Below are 17,640 nucleotides of genomic sequence, written 5' to 3' on the forward strand. Positions count from 1 at the left end.
TTTTTTGTATTCCGGCTATTTTAAAAACAACAAAAAATGTTGAAAATGCCCCGCCGTTTTTGACCCTTATGCTGAGAGGTAGCAATATGATCCGACATTTCAAGAAGGCTTTACTGACCACCTCCATGGCACTGGCACTGGGTGCCGGAGCTGCTCATGCCAACGAAGTCAGGATGTACAACTGGTCTGACTACATTGCCGAGGACACACTGGAGAAATTCACTGCCGCAACCGGTATTCGTGTCACCTACGATGTGTTTGACAGCAATGAGGTGCTGGAAGCAGCCCTGCTGTCGGGTCGCTCAGGCTATGATCTGGTGGTGCCATCCAATCACTATCTGACCAAGCAGATCAGTGCTGGCGCTTTTGCCAAGCTGGATCACGCCTTGTTGCCGAATATGGTCAACCTGGATCCGGACCTGATGGCGCAGCTGGTATCTGTCGATCCAGGTAGCCAGTATTCAGTACCTTATCTGTGGGGTACCAATGGCTTTGGTTATAATGAGGGGCGGGTGCTGGAAATTCTGGGCGATGATGCACCAGTCGATTCCTGGGCACTGATGTTCGACCCGGAGATCACTGCCAAGCTGGCCGCTGCAGGTTGCGGTATCTCCATGCTTGATTCCGGCGATGAGATGCTGCCGGCGGCGATGGCTTATCTGGGACTGGACCCGAACAGCAACGAGGCCGATGACTTTGCCAAGGCAGCAGAGGTGATCACAGCAGTCAGACCACATATTACCTACTTCCACTCCTCACGCTATATCTCTGATCTGGCCAATGGAGATATCTGTGTCGGTGCCGGTTATTCCGGTGATGTCTTCCAGGCGGCTGATCGTGCGGAAGAGGCAGAAAACGGCAATGTGATCATCTACACCATTCCAAAAGAGGGTGCTGCACTGTGGTTTGATATGCTGGCGATCCCGAATGATGCACCGAATAAGGAAAATGCGCATAAGCTGATCAACTTCCTGCTGCAGCCGGAGATCATCGCCGATATCACCAACTATGTGATGTACGCCAACCCCAACAGTGCAGCTGACTCACTGGTTGATCCGGGCGTGCTGTCTGATCCCTCTATCTATCCGACTGAGGAAGTGATCGCCAAGCTGTATATCGCCAAGGAGCGTCCTCTGGACACCCAGCGCGTGATTACACGTACCTGGAACCGAGTCAAATCCGGACGTTGATTAGCCATAAGGGCCCGGCGGCAACCATGGGTTGTCGGCCGGGTCGGGTTACCTTTTTTTCATGTCGTGTGTTCATGTCGAGATGTTCAAGTCGGTGTCTCCATGACGGGAGTTTTTGCTGATGGCAGAAGCAGTTAGTGAGATTAAAAAGCCAACGGCCAAGGCAGCAACTGCTGAAGTGCTGTTGAGAATCGAGGGTGTCAGCAAGCAGTTTGATGAAACGCTGGCGGTCGATAATGTCAGCCTGGATATCCCGCGCGGTGAGATCTTTGCGCTGCTCGGCGGTTCCGGTTCGGGCAAGTCGACACTGCTCAGGATGCTGGCAGGCTTCGAAAAACCCACTCAGGGCCGTATTCTGCTGGATGGCAAGGATATCACCGACCTGCCTCCCTACGAGCGCCCGATCAATATGATGTTTCAGTCCTATGCTCTGTTTCCGCATATGACGGTGGAGCAGAACATCGCTTTCGGCCTGAAACAGGATCGCATGAGCAAAGGTGAGATCAGTGAGCGTGTCGCGGAAATGCTCAGGCTGGTCAAGATGGAAAAGTTTGCCAAGCGTAAACCCATGCAGTTGTCCGGTGGTCAGCGTCAGCGTGTGGCACTGGCTCGTTCTCTGGCCAAACGTCCCAAACTGCTGTTGCTGGATGAGCCGATGGGGGCGCTGGACAAGAAGCTGAAGACACAGATGCAGCTGGAGGTGGTCGATATTCTGGAAAAGGTCGGCGTTACCTGTGTGCTGGTCACGCATGATCAGGAAGAGGCGATGACCATGGCAGGGCGTATCGCGATCATGTCTGATGGCTGGATTGCGCAGGTCGGTTCGCCCATGGATATCTATGAAAGCCCGAACAGCCGCATGATTGCAGAATTCATAGGATCGGTGAATGTGTTTGAGGCGCGGATCACCGAGGATGAGGCCGACAGCTGCACACTGATGAGTGATGAGCTCAGCACACCGGTCTATATCAGTCACGGCATCAGTACGGCTGCGCAGGATCGTGAGGTGTGGCTCGCAATCCGACCTGAAAAAACCATGATCACGCGCCATCAGCCGAAGGAGCCACATAACTGGTCATCCGGTGTCGTGCATGATATCGCCTATCTTGGCGGCGTCTCTGTTTACTATGTGCGGCTCGACAGTGGCATGGTCGTGCAGGCCAGCATGGCGAATATTGCGCGCCGCGGAGATCGGCCCACCTGGGAAGACAAGGTGTTCATCAGTTGGGAATCAACCAGTCCAGTTGTACTCTGGCAATAAAAAGGGACGGTCTCTGATGAGTAAACTGGCACATAAACTCACTAAGCTCGTACCGAAGGGGCGAACGCTGGTATTTGCCATTCCCTTTGTCTGGTTGCTGCTCTTTTTCCTGCTGCCTTTCGCGCTGGTGCTGAAGATCAGTTTTTCATCTGCGGCAATATCCATCCCGCCCTATCAACCGGTGATTCAGTACGCCAGTGATACGCTGACGCTGGTGATGAACTTCGGCAACTTCCTGTTTCTGGCAACCGACTCACTCTATGTATCGGCTTACTGGGGCTCACTGAAGATCGCCTTCATCTCGACCCTGGTGTGTCTGCTGATCGGCTATCCCATGGCCTATGCCATCGCCCGTATGCCGGTACAGACACAGGTAGTGCTGCTGTTGCTGGTGATGTTGCCCTCCTGGACCTCCTTCCTGATCAGGGTTTATGCCTGGATGGGGATACTGAGTAATCAGGGGTTGCTGAATAACTTTCTGCTCTGGCTGGGGGTGATCAAAGAGCCGCTCAGAATCATGAACACCAATATAGCGGTGATAATCGGCATCGTTTATGCCTATCTGCCCTTCATGATACTGCCACTCTATGCCAACCTGGTGAAACTGGATAGAAGTCTGCTGGAAGCAGCGTCCGATCTGGGTTCGCGTTCAATCAACACCTTCTGGAAGGTGACTCTGCCGCTGTCCAAGGGTGGGGTGATTGCAGGCTCCATGCTGGTGTTTATTCCAGCAGTGGGTGAATTCGTGATACCCGAACTGCTGGGTGGGCCGGATACCCTGATGATCGGTAAGGTGCTGTGGGAGGAGTTCTTCAACAATCGTGACTGGCCTGTCGCATCGGCACTGGCGATCGTGATGCTCGGGATTCTGATCATTCCGATCACCCTGTTCCATCGTTATCAGTCGCGTGAACTGGAGAAGAGTGAATAATATGAAAAAACCACATTTCTCTACCGTGATGCTGGTGCTGGGGCTGCTGTTTCTCTATGTGCCCATGTTCATTCTGGTGTTCTACTCCTTCAATGCCTCGCGTCTGGTTACGGTCTGGGCCGGTTTCTCGACGCGCTGGTATTTCGAGTTGTTCCGCGATCAGCAGCTGTTGTCGGCTATCTGGACCAGTCTCAAGATCGCCTTCTACTCTGCAAGCATGGCGGTCTGTATCGGTACTCTGGCGGCATTTGTGATGACACGGTTCCGGCGGTTCCGTGGGCGTACAGCGTTGTCCAGCATGATCACGGCGCCGCTGGTAATGCCCGAGGTGATCACCGGTCTGTCGCTTCTGTTGCTGTTCGTGCATATGGCACAGATCATCGGCTGGCCGGCCGATCGTGGCATAGCGACCATCTGGATAGCGCATACCACCTTCTGCAGCGCCTATGTTGCCGTGGTGGTCTCATCGAGGTTGCGTGAAGTGGATCTGTCGATCGAGGAAGCGGCGATGGATCTGGGTGCCACGCCTTTCAAGACCTTCTTCCTGATCACTCTGCCGATGATTGCACCGGCACTGGTGTCCGGCTGGTTACTGGCCTTCACTCTGTCGCTGGATGATCTGGTTATCGCCAGCTTCGTATCGGGCCCGGGGGCGACCACCTTGCCCATGCTGGTGTTCTCGTCCGTCAGGCTGGGGGTGTCGCCCAAGATCAATGCGCTGGCGACCCTGATCATACTGGCGGTCTCTCTGGCGGCTTTCATCGCCTGGTATCTGATGCGGCGTTCGGAAGAGAAACGCAGACGCCAGTTGCCGGATCTGGAGTGACTTGGCTGTCATGATCGGTCATTAAGACCTGTCAGCAGCCGACAATCAGAGGAAAAGTAAAGAAAGGCATAGGATACTGCAAGACTGGCTGTGCCGATTCTCCTTAGAGTGAAGGTGAGGTCGGCAGTCAGGCTTGCAGCGCTGATCTCAACATGCGCTATAGTGTTAACAGGAAGTACTGCAATCAGATGTGTCGTATTCAGAAATAGTACAACTCACTGATTATGCTATAGTCAGATGAACCATAGCATCAGAGATCTCATGCCTATGTTATCCAGCCTGTCGATTCGTTTTGTTATAAACGCCCTGTTTGGCGCAGTGCTTTTTTTGCTGCTGGTCACCGGCATCTTTGCCCTGTTCAGCACCAATCAGCTCAGTGACGATCTGACCTTTCTCAGGAGCGAAACCGAAAGTGTCGCCGAGAATATGCGGCAATCGATCACGGTGCTCGGTGATATCGAACAGCAGATCGGGCAGCTATCCGAGGCGCAGTCCTCACTGCAACGGCTGAATCAGCTGGAGAGCCGACTTGCTGAGGGCAGTCAGGCCAGCGAGCAGATCGATGCAGGGCTGCAGGAGCTGCAGGCGGTGGCTGAGAAGCAGAATGAGAGTGTTGCAGCCATCAGCCAGGTTACCGGACAGATCGCGTCCAATCTGGAACTGGTTTCAGGGCCGATGCACTCAATGATCACCTCGTCGCAACTGATCAACCAGCGCGCACTGATGACTCTGATCGACTTTTACAAGCTTGGTCAGGGTGATGCCGATGCCTTCGAAGCGATTGAAGAGCATGTCCAGTATATCAATCGCGGGCTGGCGTCGATCACCAGTGCGTTGTTCAATGTCGATGCCACGGATGATACTCGCCAGCATCTGGTCACGATGCGGCGTATGTTGCGTCCCTTCCGTGGGCAGGTCAGAAACTATTCACAGATGGAGCCCTCATTTGCGCGTGATCGGCTCGGACGCGATATTATCCAGTCACTGGAAGAGATCATAGCGCTGGCAGATCAGATTCAGACCGGCAGCCTGGAACTCGCTAACCGCACGGCGGAAGAAGCCAATCAGCTGGCAATTCAGACCCAGGCCGCCGCCCATGCACAGCAGGAGGCAAGTGTGGAGTCTGCCCGTGTACTGGCATCGGCACTGGAGCTGGTGAACAGCTCCACCGAGGCATCTGTCACCATGACTTCTGAGCTGTCTGCCACGGTGATGGAGCTGACCACCTCTTTGGAAGTGATCCCCCGCGTTGAGCAGCGTATCGAACAATCGGTCAGTACCATGCAGCGCGCGGTTTCGGGTGATCAGATCGAGCGCCTGGGTGAGGCCGACAGCCGTGCCGAGGCGGCCAGACGTAATGCCGAAATCATACCGGTGGTGCTGCTGACGCTCTGCATCATCGCACTGCTTGCGAGTCTGCTGGCGGGCCTGCTTCTGCAGCGACTGATCGTCAAGCCCCTGTCCCACTTCGTATCGGGTGTGCGTCGCGTGACTCAGAATGATCTGCGCACCTCGGTGGATCAGACCGGCGCCGTCGGCGAGCTGCGCGATGTGATCCAGTCGGTTAATGAGTTGATCGACAGTCTGCGCCAGAATGTGATGGATATGACCCGTGCCGGCCGTCAGATCACCGACAGTGCGCAGGTGATGAAGGAAACCTCGGTCAAGACCCGACAAGCCTTGATGGAGCAGCAGCGAAGTGAGCATGCGATAGAGGAATCGACCTCTTCGCTGGCCGAGATGGTGCAGTCAGTGGCCGACAGTGGCTCCTTTGCAGCAGACACGGCGAAAACGGCAGATGAGTCGATCAAGCTCAGTCAGCAGGGAGTTGCCTTTGCCAAGACAGAGATGGGCCACCTGTCTGAAACCGTCACCAAGGCCAACTCCGCGATCCTGTCGTTGAAGAAGGACAGTGACAATATCGGCACAGTGTTGGAGGTGATTCGCAGTATCTCCGAGCAGACCAACCTGCTGGCGCTCAATGCCGCGATTGAGGCAGCCAGGGCGGGTGATCATGGTCGTGGCTTTGCTGTGGTGGCTGATGAGGTTCGTCAGCTGGCACAACGCACAGGTGAGGCTACTGTCGAGATTCAGGGGCTGATCGAACAGTTGCAGAACAGTGCCGATCGTGGGGCTGATGCGATCAAGAGCGGTCTGTCGCAGGTAGACAAGAATGTGGAAGCAACCCAGACAGTTGCGACGGCACTGGATTCAGTGATCGAAAGTGTTGCCACCATCAGCCGACTGAATCTGGAGATAGGTGCCGTGACCCAGACGCAGCTGGAGCAATTACAGGCGATCAATCAGGGGATCATCAGTGTGCGTGAGCAATCCAACCAGGCGAATGTTGCCGTCGATGCCAACGTGTCGGCCAGTGAAAACCTGAACCAGACCGCCAGTCAGCTCGAGCAACTGGTGAAACGCTTCACCATCTGACACACGTCAGAAGAAAAAGCGCCACGCAGCAGCCGTTGCTATGCCCGCCGTAATCGCTGGCAGCGGCTTTTTGATCAGAAACATCATCACACAGGTTACCAGCAGCGCCATGCGTGCGCCGGTATCCCCCTGCCAAGCCATCGGTACCAGTATGGCGATCAGCACCGATCCGGACATGCCGTTGATGAAGCCTTCGACACGCTGGTTGATCGGTACAAAAGACATGACCAGCACACCACCGACACGGGTCAGCAGTGTCACCAGCCCCATGATAACGATCAGCAGCAGGGTACCGGTTGCAGTGGTTTCAATGGTCAGCATCTGCGGCTCCTGTGGCATCATTGCGATCCAGCCAGAAAGCGCCGACCAGCCCGCCACACAGGGCGCCGACGATGACATGTGAGTTGGGTGGCAGCCAGATGAATGCCGCCAGAGAGGTGAGGGCAGCCACACACCAGATCACCAGTGTTCTGGGGTTCTTGTTGCCGCCCAGCGCCATCGACAGCAGAAAGCAGCCCAGGACCATATCCAGACCCAGACTGTAGGGGTCAGTGATACCGGTACTGAACAGCATGCCGATCAGTGTGCCGATCATCCAGGTTGACCAGAGCGCCAGGCCTCCTCCCAGAAGGATGCCCAGGTTGCGCTCACCGCGTTGATAATCCTGCGCAGCCATCGCCCAGTTGGCATCACTGATCACGGTCAGAATGGCGTAGCGGCGGCCGGTCGGCAGTTCACGCAGCCAGGGGTAGAGCGACGCGCCCATCAGCAGGTGTCTGGCGTTGATCGCAAAGGTCGTGATCATCAGCGCCACCACAGGCACCTGAGGGCCCCAGAGATCCAATGCGCCGAACTGTGAGGCACCGGCAAACACCAGTGCGCTCATCAGCATCGCTTCGAAGGTGCTCAGGCCGTTCTGCGTGGCGGCCATACCGAAGGCCAGGCCAAAGGCGATCACAAACAGTGACAGAGGCAACAGACGTTTGAAGCCCAGCCAGGTACCCTTGAGGTCGAGGCGGGTCTGAGTCGAAACAGGAGTCATATTGGAACCGGATGAAATGGGAAAAATAACAGCATAGTCGTACTTCAGAGCCATTGTATAACGGCACTTGCTGCTTGAGTGGAATCTGATGTAAGAGTTTTGCCACCATGACAATTATGCTGGCAAAGAAAAGGGGCGGGTAGGGCGCTGAAAATGGCGTCCCACCCGCACAGGGGGATCAGTGATCGTAGTCGAGCACGACCTTGTCGGTCACCGGGTAGCACTGGCATGACAGAACATAGCCAGCGGCCACTTCATAGTCTTCCAGCGCGAAGTTGGCATCCATCTCCACTTCACCTTCCACGACCTTGGCGCGGCAGGTTGAGCAGACACCAGCCTTGCAGGAATAGGGCAGATCAGCGCCAGACTCATTACCGGCATCGAGAATGCTCTTGGTGTTGCGGGTCAGTTCAAAGCTGATCTGACGACCATCGGCAATGACGGTGATCTCACTGACAGCGGCCGGATCTATCTGGATATCAGCACGTTCCTGACGGGATTTTGGTGCACCACCAGCCGGTGTGAAGAGCTCAAAATGTACCTTTTCCTTCGCCAGACCGTGGCGGATCAGGGAGTCGCTGACCACTTCGGTCATCTCCTGAGGGCCACAGATGAACGCGCCAGTCAGGTTATCCACCTTGACCCAGCGATCAAACAGCGCGTCACACTTCTCAGCCGTGATGCGACCGTTATACAGATCGATATCCTGCTGCTCGCGGCTGAAGACGAATACCAGGTTGAAGCGGCCCATATAGCGGTTCTTCAGGTCTTCGAGCTTTTCACGGAACAGCGTACTGTTGGTGGAGCGGTTGCCATAAAACAGGGTCACCTTGCTTTGCGGCTCTGTTTTCAGGGTGGTAGCGATGATCGACAGAATCGGTGTGATCCCGCTGCCTGCCGCAACGGCAAGATAATCACCTGCGCGTGCAGTGTCCAGATCAACATAGAAGTGGCCGGTCGGCGGCATCACATCCAGTGTTTGTCCAGCCTTCAGATCATCATTGGCATAGTTGGAAAACAATCCGCCAGCCACGCGCTTGACGGCCACACGCAGCTCACCTTCATCAACGGCGGCGCAGATGGAGTAGGAGCGGCGGACCTCTTCACCTTCGAGGTGGGTGCGAATCGTCAGATGCTGGCCCTGCGTAAAACGAAAGGCGTCCTGCAGCTCTGCCGGCACATCAAAGGAGATGGAGACAGCGTCGCGGGTTTCGGGTTTGACTTCCCGAATCGTTAAAGCGTGAAATTGGCTCATGCGGATTTCTCTTCTGAATTCTTATTGCTCTGGTTCACTGGAGCATGATCGACAGGTGTCATGCGGCTTCGGCTCAGATGCACTTGAAATAATCAAAGGGTTCGAGGCAGTCTCTGCAACGATACAGAGCCTTGCAGGCGGTGGAGCCGAACTCGCTGACCTGCTCCGTCTGCTGACTGCCACAATGCGGACATTCGATGATCTCGGAATGCCCCATCAGGCTCAGCTTGCTGGCACTGCCCTGCGGGGGAGCGATACCGAACTCGCGCAGCTTTTCACGGCCTGCCGGCGTGATCCAGTCGGTCGTCCAGGCAGGTGCCAGCCGGGTTTCCAGCTGGAACTGTCTGAGTCCTGCCTGCTCCAGCGCAGACTGAATCATCTGCTCGATCAGCTCGGTTGCCGGGCAACCCGAGTAGGTCGGAGTGACGCAGACGTGCAGGGTGTCATCCTGCCATTCGATACTGCGCACCACGCCCAGTTCGACAACGCTGATCGCCGGCACTTCCGGGTCCTTTACCTCATCGAGCAACTGCCAGAGCTGCTCAATGCTGAGGCGCTCGCCCGAGGCGTTAGCTGGGATCCGATCGCTGGCGATCAGACTGTCCATCGGGTGCTTACCAGACAGCATCGGGGTAAGCTCGTGGCAGGAACTGCATTTCGGCAAGCAGGAAGCCCAGGTGCTCGGTATGGATGCCGCGCTTGCCACCCACATGCATCCAGGCATTTTCATCCTGCAGCGTCAGTGTTGCTTCGGTCATCACATCGGTCACCATCTGCTTCCAGGCGCTTTTCACCGCTTCCGGGTCAGCACCGATGCCGGCTTCAGCCATCATCAGATCCACCTCATCCGCTTCGATCAGTTCACCGGTGAAGCGCCACAGCTCTTCGACCGCCACTTCCATACGCTGGTGGCTCTCTTCGGTACCGTTACCCAGACGCTTCATCCATTCGATGGAGCGACGCAGATGATAGGTCACCTCTTTGATCGCCTTGCCGGCCACCTGAGCGATACGCTCATCGGAGGAGTTCACCAGTGCCTGCAGGGTCTGGTAGTGCCAGGCATCAAAGAAAAACTGGCGTGCCATGGTCATGGCATAGTCGCCATTGGGTTGCTCGACGAGCAGCAGGTTACGAAACTCACCGGCATCCCGGCGGAAGGCCAGATAATCGGCATCGTTACCCTTGCCTTCTAGTTCAGCGGCGTATTCGTACCAGTTGCGTGCCTGACCGATCAGATCCAGACCCAGGTTCATCAGGGCCAGCTCCTCTTCGAGGGCCGGTGCATGGCCGCAGAGCTCGCACAGACGCTGGCCAAGGACCATGTCGCTGTCTGCGAGGCGCAGCAGGTACTGTTGCAGTGCTTCTTGCTGTGTCACAGGCTGTCTCCTCACATGTGGCCGACTTCGTCAGGCAGCTTGTAGAAGCTGGCATGACGGTAAACCTTGTCGTCGGATGGGTCGAACAGCGCTTCCTTGTCATCCGGGGATGACGCGGTGATGTTGTTGGAGGGTACAACCCAGATGCTGACGCCTTCACTGCGGCGGGTATACAGCTCGCGAGCATTCTCAAGCGCCATTTCGGCATCTGCTGCATGAACGCTGCCGACATGCTTGTGGTTCAGGCCGTGCTTGCTGCGCACGAAAACTTCATAGAGTGACCAGACTGACATTTCTTATTCTCCTGACAATTATGCGGCTTGATGCTGCTGTTTCTGCTTTTCGGCATAGGCGGCTGCGGCTTCACGCACCCAGGCACCATCATCAATAGCTTTTTTACGTGTGGCGATACGGTCACGGTTGCAGGGGCCATTGCCCTGAATCACGTCGTAGAACTCCTGCCACTCGATATCACCGTGGTCGTAATGACCGGTTTCTTCGTTGAATTTCAGTTCCGGATCAGGTGCGGTGCAGCCGAGCAGTTCAAGCTGTGGCACAGTCTGATCGATGAAGCGCTGACGCAGTTCGTCATTGGTGTGACGTTTGATCTTCCACGCCATCGACTGAGCCGAGTTGGGGGAGTCATCATCACGTGGCCCGAACATCATCAGTGCTGGCCACCAGAGGCGATTGATCGCATCCTGAACCATCGCTTTCTGTGCATCGTTACCCTTCTGCATCATGGTCAGCAGGATCTCGTATCCCTGACGCTGATGGAAGCTTTCCTCTTTGCAGACTCGCACCATGGCACGCGCATAGGGGCCATAAGAGGTGCGCTGCAGGGGTACCTGATTGACAATCGCAGCACCGTCGACCAGCCAGCCAACCACGCCGATATCAGCCCAGTTCAGCGTTGGGTAGTTGAAGATACTGGAGTACTTGGCCTTGCCAGTATGCAGCTTCTCAACCTCTTCATCACGGTCGGCCCCGAGGGTCTCCATGGCGCTGTACAGATAAAGACCATGTCCCGCTTCATCCTGGATCTTGGCCATCAGTTGCAGCTTGCGCTTGAGGCTTGGTGCACGTGTCACCCAGTTGCCCTCGGGCAGCATGCCGACGATTTCGGAATGCGCGTGCTGGGAGATCTGGCGGATCAGTGTTTTGCGATAGCTTTCCGGCATCCAGTTCTTGGGTTCGATCTTGATTTCGGCATCGATCTTTTCCTGAAAAGCGCGCTCTTCAGGTCCCATCTCTTCCAGGGTCTTGAGACGTTTGCTTCCGGTTTCGACAAGTTGGGCGTACATGGTCTGCTCTCCAGTGAAACGTTTGTCGTATTTTTATTTGCAGTTACTTGTATATAGCCCAGTTTTGCGGGGCCATCAATGTGATTAATGTAATATGATACTTAAATAATATCAAGAAATGATTTTATGTATCGCGTTTATGGAGGCTTGATACAGGCCTCAAGAAATGAAGGGATTGCGCCTGAATCAACAGAAAACGGAAATTTATCCATGTAAAACAGATGCTAAACACTTGCTGTTCAGTGAGCGTCATATGGGTATTATAGTAGTTAGTGATACATTAATATGAATATTTGTTATCACTAATGTTTCGTGTTGCCATGCCTCAGAAGCCAGCACTCCGGGATCTGGTTTCGCGGCCTGCGCAGGCAGGCGCGCAGAAGGTCAGATAAAACAGAGGTCAGATAAAACAGGAGGTCTGCTGGTTGCGAGAGATCAGACCCCGATTCAGGCTCGGGGTCTGAGATAGAGGTGTTGGAGTGGTTCAGGAGATCAGATGACTGGCTGGCGCCGTCTGTGGCAATGCCTGATCAAAATAACCCTCGGTATAGATCATATCCTCCTGCGCACCGAGTGCCTTGACCGCCTCGGTACACTGCTGCACGAATTCGGGGCTTCCGGCTATGAACACACTGTGTGCCGACAGGTCATCAAACACTTCCGGCAGCACTTTCGGCAGGCGACCATGCAGGTAGCCATCGACCTGTTCACCGGTCAGGGTGGGCTTGAAGCGGAAATTGCGATGCTTGGTTTGCCAGAAGCGCATCATCCCGACATCGTAAAGATCAGCTTCATGACGGGCAGAGAACATCAGCGTCACCGGCTTGCGGTAATCACGGCGCATGGCGGCCTCTGTCAGTGACAGGATCGGAGCCAGACCGGACCCGGCTGCGAGACACAGTACCGGGGTCTGCAGTGCAAGATCACCGATAAACGTGCCATAGGGGCCTGCAAGCGCGACCATATCGCCGACAGACAGATCGTTGTGTACCCAGTTGCTGGTCTTGCCATCTTCCACCTGAGTGATCTGCAGGGTGATCTCGCCGTCTGGGCGGGGTGCGTTGGCGATCGAATAGCAACGGGTGGGAATACCGGCAGACGGGTTACCCAGCGTGACATACTGGCCGGGCCAGTAACGCATGATCTGACCAAGCGGACGCAGCCGCAACTCCATGATGCGGGGTGTGCGCTGGATCCGATCGGTGATCAGATAGCGCTGGTTTTCACGTGGTGGGAAGAGTTTCGGTTTGGCATCTTCAGTGCCCCACTCGATAGTCAATTCATCAGACAGGGATTTGGCCATGCACATCAGGCCATAGCCCTCGCGGCGCTCCTCCTGGCTGAGTGCCATGTCCAGCACCATGCCCTGATCAAACTGACCGGAGATCACCTTGACCTTGCATTCGCCACAGGCGCCGGCACGGCAGTTATTGGGCAGGGCGTAACCTGCTTTTTCCAGCGCGCCGAGGACGGTATCGCCCTGCTGGTATTCGACCTCCCTGCCGGATGGATGTAGACGGATTTTCTGCATGAACAGCCTCAGCTATCAGGTTGAGGAGGCTATCCGCCGGTTGACGGATAGCGTACCTGTGTTTCAGAGAAAGTGTTTCAGAGAGGATTGGGATCAGAAAACTGGAATGATGTTTTCCAGATCAACATCGTTGACCTCTTCGCCGCTGATACCCACTTCAGGGATAGCAGGGAAGGGGATGTCGTAACGATCCAGAACCCCTTTCAGGTTCAGCATCGCATTACGCCAGTTCTCTTTTTTCGCTTCATAGCTCGGGATACCGAAGCCGGCACCACGTGCTACCTCTTCGCCTTCGCGCTGATTGCTGATGAAATCTTCCGGCAGGTCCCAGAACTCCATGGGTGGTTCGAACAGCACGGCAGACAGGAACAGATAACCGGCACGAATCTGTTTGGTAACCATTGCACGGTTTTCGGTGGTCAGGCCAGGATAGTCGCGCTCCATCAGTGCCATGCAGATCGCCATGTGGCGTCCTTCGTCACGGCCGATATTGCGGAAAGCTTCCTTGAATACCAGTTCGTGGGAGTTGTCGTGCATCTGCTTGAAGATGGTTGCTGCAGCGATCTCGCCCATCAGGAAGGAGCTGAACAGTACTGCCAGAGAGTACTTGGGCACCGCTTCCTTGTAACCATTCCAGTAACGGCCGCCGTTGTAGTAGAGCCACTTGGCATTTTTCTGCAGACGCTTGCCGAGTTCTGTTTTCGGCTCATAAGTCAGAGGATCGGTATGGCCCAGGAATTTGGTGATCGCCAGGCCGCACATCTGCTCATGGTTCTGCTCGTCACGGGTAACGGAGAAGAAGCAGCGACGGACAGGGTCTTCCTCGTGATCTTCATAGGTCTTGATGAAGGCTTCAGCAAACACAGGGGGTGCTGAGGCATCAAAAACAGATAACAGTGTCCACCAGTAGGCGATCGCTTCACGCTCTTCCCAGCTGTAGGACTCGACATCCAGCGTGTCCCAAGGGAGGTCTTTTGGATCCCAGTTTTCGCGCTGTGCGGCATCCCAGATCTCTTCCATTTTGCCGGTTTTGGCGTGCCAGGAGAGTGGGTAGATATTAGGCTGGGGCGTTTCGGGTGGGAACTCCATGGTTTTGGCAAGCTTTTCATTTTTAGCCATGTCTGGATCCTCTGTTTCTTATTAAGTTGGCCCGAAGGCGTAGGTTGTTCTTATTTATGACACATAAATAATTAAATAAATAATAAAAGATGTATCATAAAATTTTGTTGATCTGGATCAGTTTTGCACCAGAAAAGAGGCTGTATCTACTGATGCTTTTTCAGCCACAAGGCGGGATGGGAAAAGACACTTCTGAGCGACTGTCAGGCATAAAAAAACCCCGCCGGTTGGCGGGGTCGAAAGGGCATCCTTTCCGGATAAAGAAAAGCTACGGCAACCTGTTATTGCTGCTTTCTACGGTCAAATACGCGCTTTGCCTTGCCCTCTGAACGGGCAATGCTGCCAGGATTCAAAACCTCAATCTTGGTGCTGATCCCGATGTAGGACTTGATATGATGGCGCAGTTCAGTGCTGACCTGGTTGCGCAGATCGTCATCGTCAGGAGAGGCTTCAGACTTCAGCTCGACCCGCACGATCACGCTGTCCATATGTCCATCGCGATACACTTCTATCTCATAGTGTGGCGCAAGTTGTGACATTTTAAGGATCTGCTCTTCCACCTGAGTCGGGAAGACATTGACCCCGCGGATAATCAGCATGTCATCGCTGCGGCCGGTAATCTTGTCGATGCGGCGCATCGGACGCGCGGTACCCGGCAGCAGACGGGTCAGGTCGCGTGTACGGTAGCGCAGAATTGGCAGGGCTTCCTTGGTCAGTGAGGTGAACACCAGTTCGCCATACTCGCCGTCGGGCAGTACTTCGCCAGTGTTGGGGTCGATGATTTCAGGATAGAAGTGATCTTCCCAGATGGTCGGGCCATCCTTGGTTTCGATACACTCCTGGCCAACGCCAGGCCCCATCACTTCAGACAGGCCATAAATATCCAGTGCATCGATGCCCAGGCGCTCTTCCAGCTCCTTGCGCATGCTGCCGGTCCAGGGTTCGGCACCGAAGATACCGATACGCAAAGCCAGTTTGTGCGGGTCCAGACCCTGACGATCCATCTCATCAGCGATGTTCAGCATGTAAGAGGGGGTTACCATGATGATATCCGGCTCGAAGTCACGGATCAGTTGCACCTGCTTCTCAGTCTGACCACCTGACATCGGGATAACGGTGCAGCCCAGGCGCTCAGCGCCATAGTGTGCGCCAAGACCACCGGTAAACAGGCCATAGCCATAAGCGACATGCACCTTGTCACCTTTGGAGCCACCGGCAGCACGGATTGAGCGTGCGACAACAGAAGCCCAGGTATCGATATCGTTCTGCGTGTAACCGACCACCGTCGGCTTGCCAGTGGTACCGCTGGACGCATGTACGCGCACCACGTCACTCATCGGCGTGGCAAACATGCCGAACGGGTAGTTGTCGCGCAGATCAGTTTTAGTGGTGAAGGGCACTTTGGCCAGATCTTCCAGTGAGTGGATATCCAGCGGGTGCAGGCCCTTGTCATCAAAAGCCTTGCGGTAGAAAGGCACGTTCTTGTAGGCATGAGCCAGAGTGCGGCGCAGACGCTGCAACTGAACATGGCGCAGTTCATCAAGGCTGGCGGTTTCCAGTGGGTCGAGGGCTCCCTGGAATTTGGATGGCGTAGTCATGCTATGGTTCCTGTCAGTCATGGGGCATCTCAACAGCTGGCCGTTCGTGACCGTTTTGTGAGATGCCACTTATTATTTTCAGACGCGTTCAATGATCAGTGCGATACCCTGACCGACACCGATGCACATGGTGCACAGTGCATATCGTCCCTGACGTTGTTCAAGCTCATGCAGCGCGGTCGTGATCAGTCTTGCGCCGCTCATTCCCAGAGGGTGTCCCAGGGCGATGGCACCACCGTTCGGATTGACGTGCTCGGCATCATCCGGCAAGCCGAGATCGCGCAGTACGGCCAGTGCCTGTGCGGCAAAGGCTTCGTTGAGTTCGATCACATCCATATCAGCCAGGGTCAGACCCGCTTTTTCCAGTACCTTGCGGCTGGCTGGCGCCGGCCCGATACCCATGATGCGAGGCTCCACACCTGCCGTTGCCATGGCCACCACGCGTGCGCGAGGCTTCAGGCCAAAGCGCTTGACGCCTTCGGCGCTGGCCATCAGCAGTGCACAGGCACCGTCATTGACGCCAGAAGCGTTACCCGGAGTGACGCTGCCACCGGCACGGAAAGGTGTCGGCAGTTTTGCCAGCTGCTCCAGTGTGGTTTCACGCGGGTGCTCATCCTTGTCAACTACCAGAGGGTCCTGCTTGCGACGCGGGATGGTGACAGGAGTGATCTCCTGAGCCAGGCGGCCATTCTTCTGTGCAACGGCGGTACGCTGCTGGCTGCGCAAAGCGAAGGCGTCCTGGTCTTCACGCGAAATATTGAAATCTGCGGCGACGTTTTCAGCTGTTTCGGGCATGGAGTCGACGCCATACTGCTGCTTCATCAACGGATTGATGAAACGCCAGCCGATGGTGGTGTCGAAGATCTCGGCCTGGCGGCTGAACGCCTGATCCGCTTTACCCATGACAAACGGCGCACGCGACATGGACTCGACGCCACCGGCAATGATCAGATCGGTTTCACCGCTGCGCAGAGCGCGGGCGGCGGTGCCAACAGCATCCATACCCGAACCGCACAGGCGGTTGATGGTGCCACCTGGTACATCGACCGGCAGTCCCGCCAGCAGGGCGGACATGCGTGCCACGTCACGGTTGTCTTCACCGGCCTGGTTGGCGCAGCCATAGAGCACATCATCCACTTTTGACCAATCCAGATCCGGGTGGCGTGCCATCAGTGCCTTGATCGGAACAGCACCGAGATCGTCGGCACGGACACTCGACAGAGCACCGCCGTAGCGGCCAACCGGTGTACGCACGGCATCGATGATATAGGCATCTTGTAACAGGGTGGTCATGCGGTTTCCTCCAGGCGGCGAACACTGCCGCGCACTTTGTAAGACTTACCACGGAACAGCGCGACGGTCTTGCCGTGCTGATTCTGAACCGTGATGTCATAAACGCCGGTACGGCCACTGCGGCTGCGCTCTTCGCCAATGGCGGTGAGCAGGTCGCCGGATTTGCCGGGAGCCAGATATTCGATACTGCAACCGGATGCAACGGTGGCTTCATCATAGGTGTTGCAGGCAAAGGCGAACGTTGAATCTGCCAGCGTGAAAATATAGCCACCGTGGCAGGAGTCATGCCCCTGAATCATCTCATCGGTGATTTTCATGCTCAGAACGGCACGTCCGGGGCCGACTGATTCAATCTTCATGCCCAGTTTCTGGCTGGCCAGGTCACGTGAATACATCGCTTCGGCACAGGCCTCGGCCAGCTGCTGTGGAGATAGTTCGCTCATAAATTCCTCAAAACAGGTTAGGGGTTGAGCATTCA

17 protein-coding genes are annotated in these 17,640 nt (G+C 55.5%); 5 read left to right on the forward strand and 12 right to left on the reverse strand.

The features are described from left to right. Window positions 1–86: 86 nt before the first annotated feature. The 5 genes from F7R27_RS14060 (at window position 87) to F7R27_RS14080 (ending at window position 6,644) form a co-directional block, all read left to right on the forward strand. Window positions 87–1,190: a polyamine ABC transporter substrate-binding protein gene (locus F7R27_RS14060; RefSeq protein ID WP_151704898.1), complete on the forward strand. Its 1,104-nt coding sequence runs from the start codon at window positions 87–89 to the stop codon at window positions 1,188–1,190. A gap of 121 nt (window positions 1,191–1,311) precedes the next feature. Then, window positions 1,312–2,451, forward strand: coding sequence for a polyamine ABC transporter ATP-binding protein (gene potA, locus F7R27_RS14065; RefSeq protein WP_151704899.1), 1,140 nt, complete (start codon window positions 1,312–1,314; stop codon window positions 2,449–2,451). A gap of 16 nt (window positions 2,452–2,467) precedes the next feature. Continuing rightward, window positions 2,468–3,382, forward strand: coding sequence for an ABC transporter permease subunit (locus tag F7R27_RS14070; RefSeq protein ID WP_151704900.1), 915 nt, complete (start codon window positions 2,468–2,470; stop codon window positions 3,380–3,382). A 1-nt stretch (window position 3,383) separates the two neighbouring features. Beyond that, on the forward strand, window positions 3,384–4,208 hold the full coding sequence (locus F7R27_RS14075) for an ABC transporter permease subunit (RefSeq protein WP_151704901.1): 825 nt from the start codon (window positions 3,384–3,386) through the stop codon (window positions 4,206–4,208). A 261-nt stretch (window positions 4,209–4,469) separates the two neighbouring features. Further along, the gene (locus F7R27_RS14080; RefSeq protein ID WP_168927515.1) at window positions 4,470–6,644 is read left to right on the forward strand and encodes a methyl-accepting chemotaxis protein; all 2,175 of its coding nucleotides are present in this window, start codon (window positions 4,470–4,472) and stop codon (window positions 6,642–6,644) included. A gap of 6 nt (window positions 6,645–6,650) precedes the next feature. Here the strand turns inward: F7R27_RS14080 and F7R27_RS14085 are convergent, their stop codons facing one another. The 12 genes from F7R27_RS14085 to paaI all read right to left on the reverse strand — a co-directional run bounded on the left by F7R27_RS14085 (window position 6,651) and on the right by paaI (window position 17,605). Further along, window positions 6,651–6,965, reverse strand: coding sequence for an AzlD family protein (locus F7R27_RS14085; protein WP_338088404.1), 315 nt, complete (start codon window positions 6,963–6,965; stop codon window positions 6,651–6,653). Beyond that, window positions 6,952–7,740: an AzlC family ABC transporter permease gene (locus tag F7R27_RS14090; RefSeq protein WP_420846635.1), complete on the reverse strand. Its 789-nt coding sequence runs from the start codon at window positions 7,738–7,740 to the stop codon at window positions 6,952–6,954. Before F7R27_RS14090 ends, F7R27_RS14085 begins: the two co-directional genes overlap by 14 nt. A 124-nt stretch (window positions 7,741–7,864) precedes the next feature. Next, a complete protein-coding gene (gene paaE, locus F7R27_RS14095) occupies window positions 7,865–8,941 on the reverse strand; it encodes a 1,2-phenylacetyl-CoA epoxidase subunit PaaE (protein ID WP_151704903.1) in 1,077 nt (358 codons plus the stop codon). A 73-nt stretch (window positions 8,942–9,014) separates the two neighbouring features. Next, window positions 9,015–9,569 carry a 1,2-phenylacetyl-CoA epoxidase subunit PaaD gene (paaD, locus tag F7R27_RS14100; protein ID WP_151704904.1) on the reverse strand — a complete coding sequence of 185 codons (555 nt, stop codon included), beginning with the start codon at window positions 9,567–9,569 and terminating at the stop codon, window positions 9,015–9,017. Next, complete coding sequence (paaC, locus tag F7R27_RS14105; RefSeq protein ID WP_151704905.1) at window positions 9,556–10,317, reverse strand: 1,2-phenylacetyl-CoA epoxidase subunit PaaC; 762 nt, start codon at window positions 10,315–10,317, stop codon at window positions 9,556–9,558. Before paaC ends, paaD begins: the two co-directional genes overlap by 14 nt. Before the next feature lie 11 nt (window positions 10,318–10,328). Next, window positions 10,329–10,610: a 1,2-phenylacetyl-CoA epoxidase subunit PaaB gene (paaB, locus tag F7R27_RS14110; protein WP_151704906.1), complete on the reverse strand. Its 282-nt coding sequence runs from the start codon at window positions 10,608–10,610 to the stop codon at window positions 10,329–10,331. Between the two features lie 18 nt (window positions 10,611–10,628). Then, window positions 10,629–11,621, reverse strand: coding sequence for a 1,2-phenylacetyl-CoA epoxidase subunit PaaA (gene paaA / locus F7R27_RS14115; protein WP_151704907.1), 993 nt, complete (start codon window positions 11,619–11,621; stop codon window positions 10,629–10,631). A 484-nt stretch (window positions 11,622–12,105) separates the two neighbouring features. Next, complete coding sequence (locus F7R27_RS14120; protein WP_151704908.1) at window positions 12,106–13,152, reverse strand: 2Fe-2S iron-sulfur cluster-binding protein; 1,047 nt, start codon at window positions 13,150–13,152, stop codon at window positions 12,106–12,108. 93 nt (window positions 13,153–13,245) lie between these two features. Beyond that, entirely contained in the window at window positions 13,246–14,271 is a 1,026-nt protein-coding gene (locus F7R27_RS14125) for a hypothetical protein (protein ID WP_151704909.1), read from the reverse strand. Between the two features lie 281 nt (window positions 14,272–14,552). Further along, on the reverse strand, window positions 14,553–15,869 hold the full coding sequence (gene paaK / locus F7R27_RS14130; RefSeq protein ID WP_151704910.1) for a phenylacetate--CoA ligase PaaK: 1,317 nt from the start codon (window positions 15,867–15,869) through the stop codon (window positions 14,553–14,555). Window positions 15,870–15,947: 78 nt separating this feature from the next. After that, window positions 15,948–17,162 (reverse strand): 3-oxoadipyl-CoA thiolase, encoded by a 1,215-nt coding sequence (gene pcaF / locus F7R27_RS14135; RefSeq protein ID WP_151704911.1) that lies wholly within the window; start codon window positions 17,160–17,162, stop codon window positions 15,948–15,950. Further along, window positions 17,159–17,605: a hydroxyphenylacetyl-CoA thioesterase PaaI gene (gene paaI / locus F7R27_RS14140; RefSeq protein ID WP_151704912.1), complete on the reverse strand. Its 447-nt coding sequence runs from the start codon at window positions 17,603–17,605 to the stop codon at window positions 17,159–17,161. Before paaI ends, pcaF begins: the two co-directional genes overlap by 4 nt. Window positions 17,606–17,640 lie beyond the last annotated feature (35 nt).

Source organism: Nitrincola alkalilacustris (genome assembly GCF_008973755.1).
Classification (GTDB): Bacteria; Pseudomonadota; Gammaproteobacteria; order Pseudomonadales; family Balneatricaceae; genus Nitrincola; species Nitrincola alkalilacustris.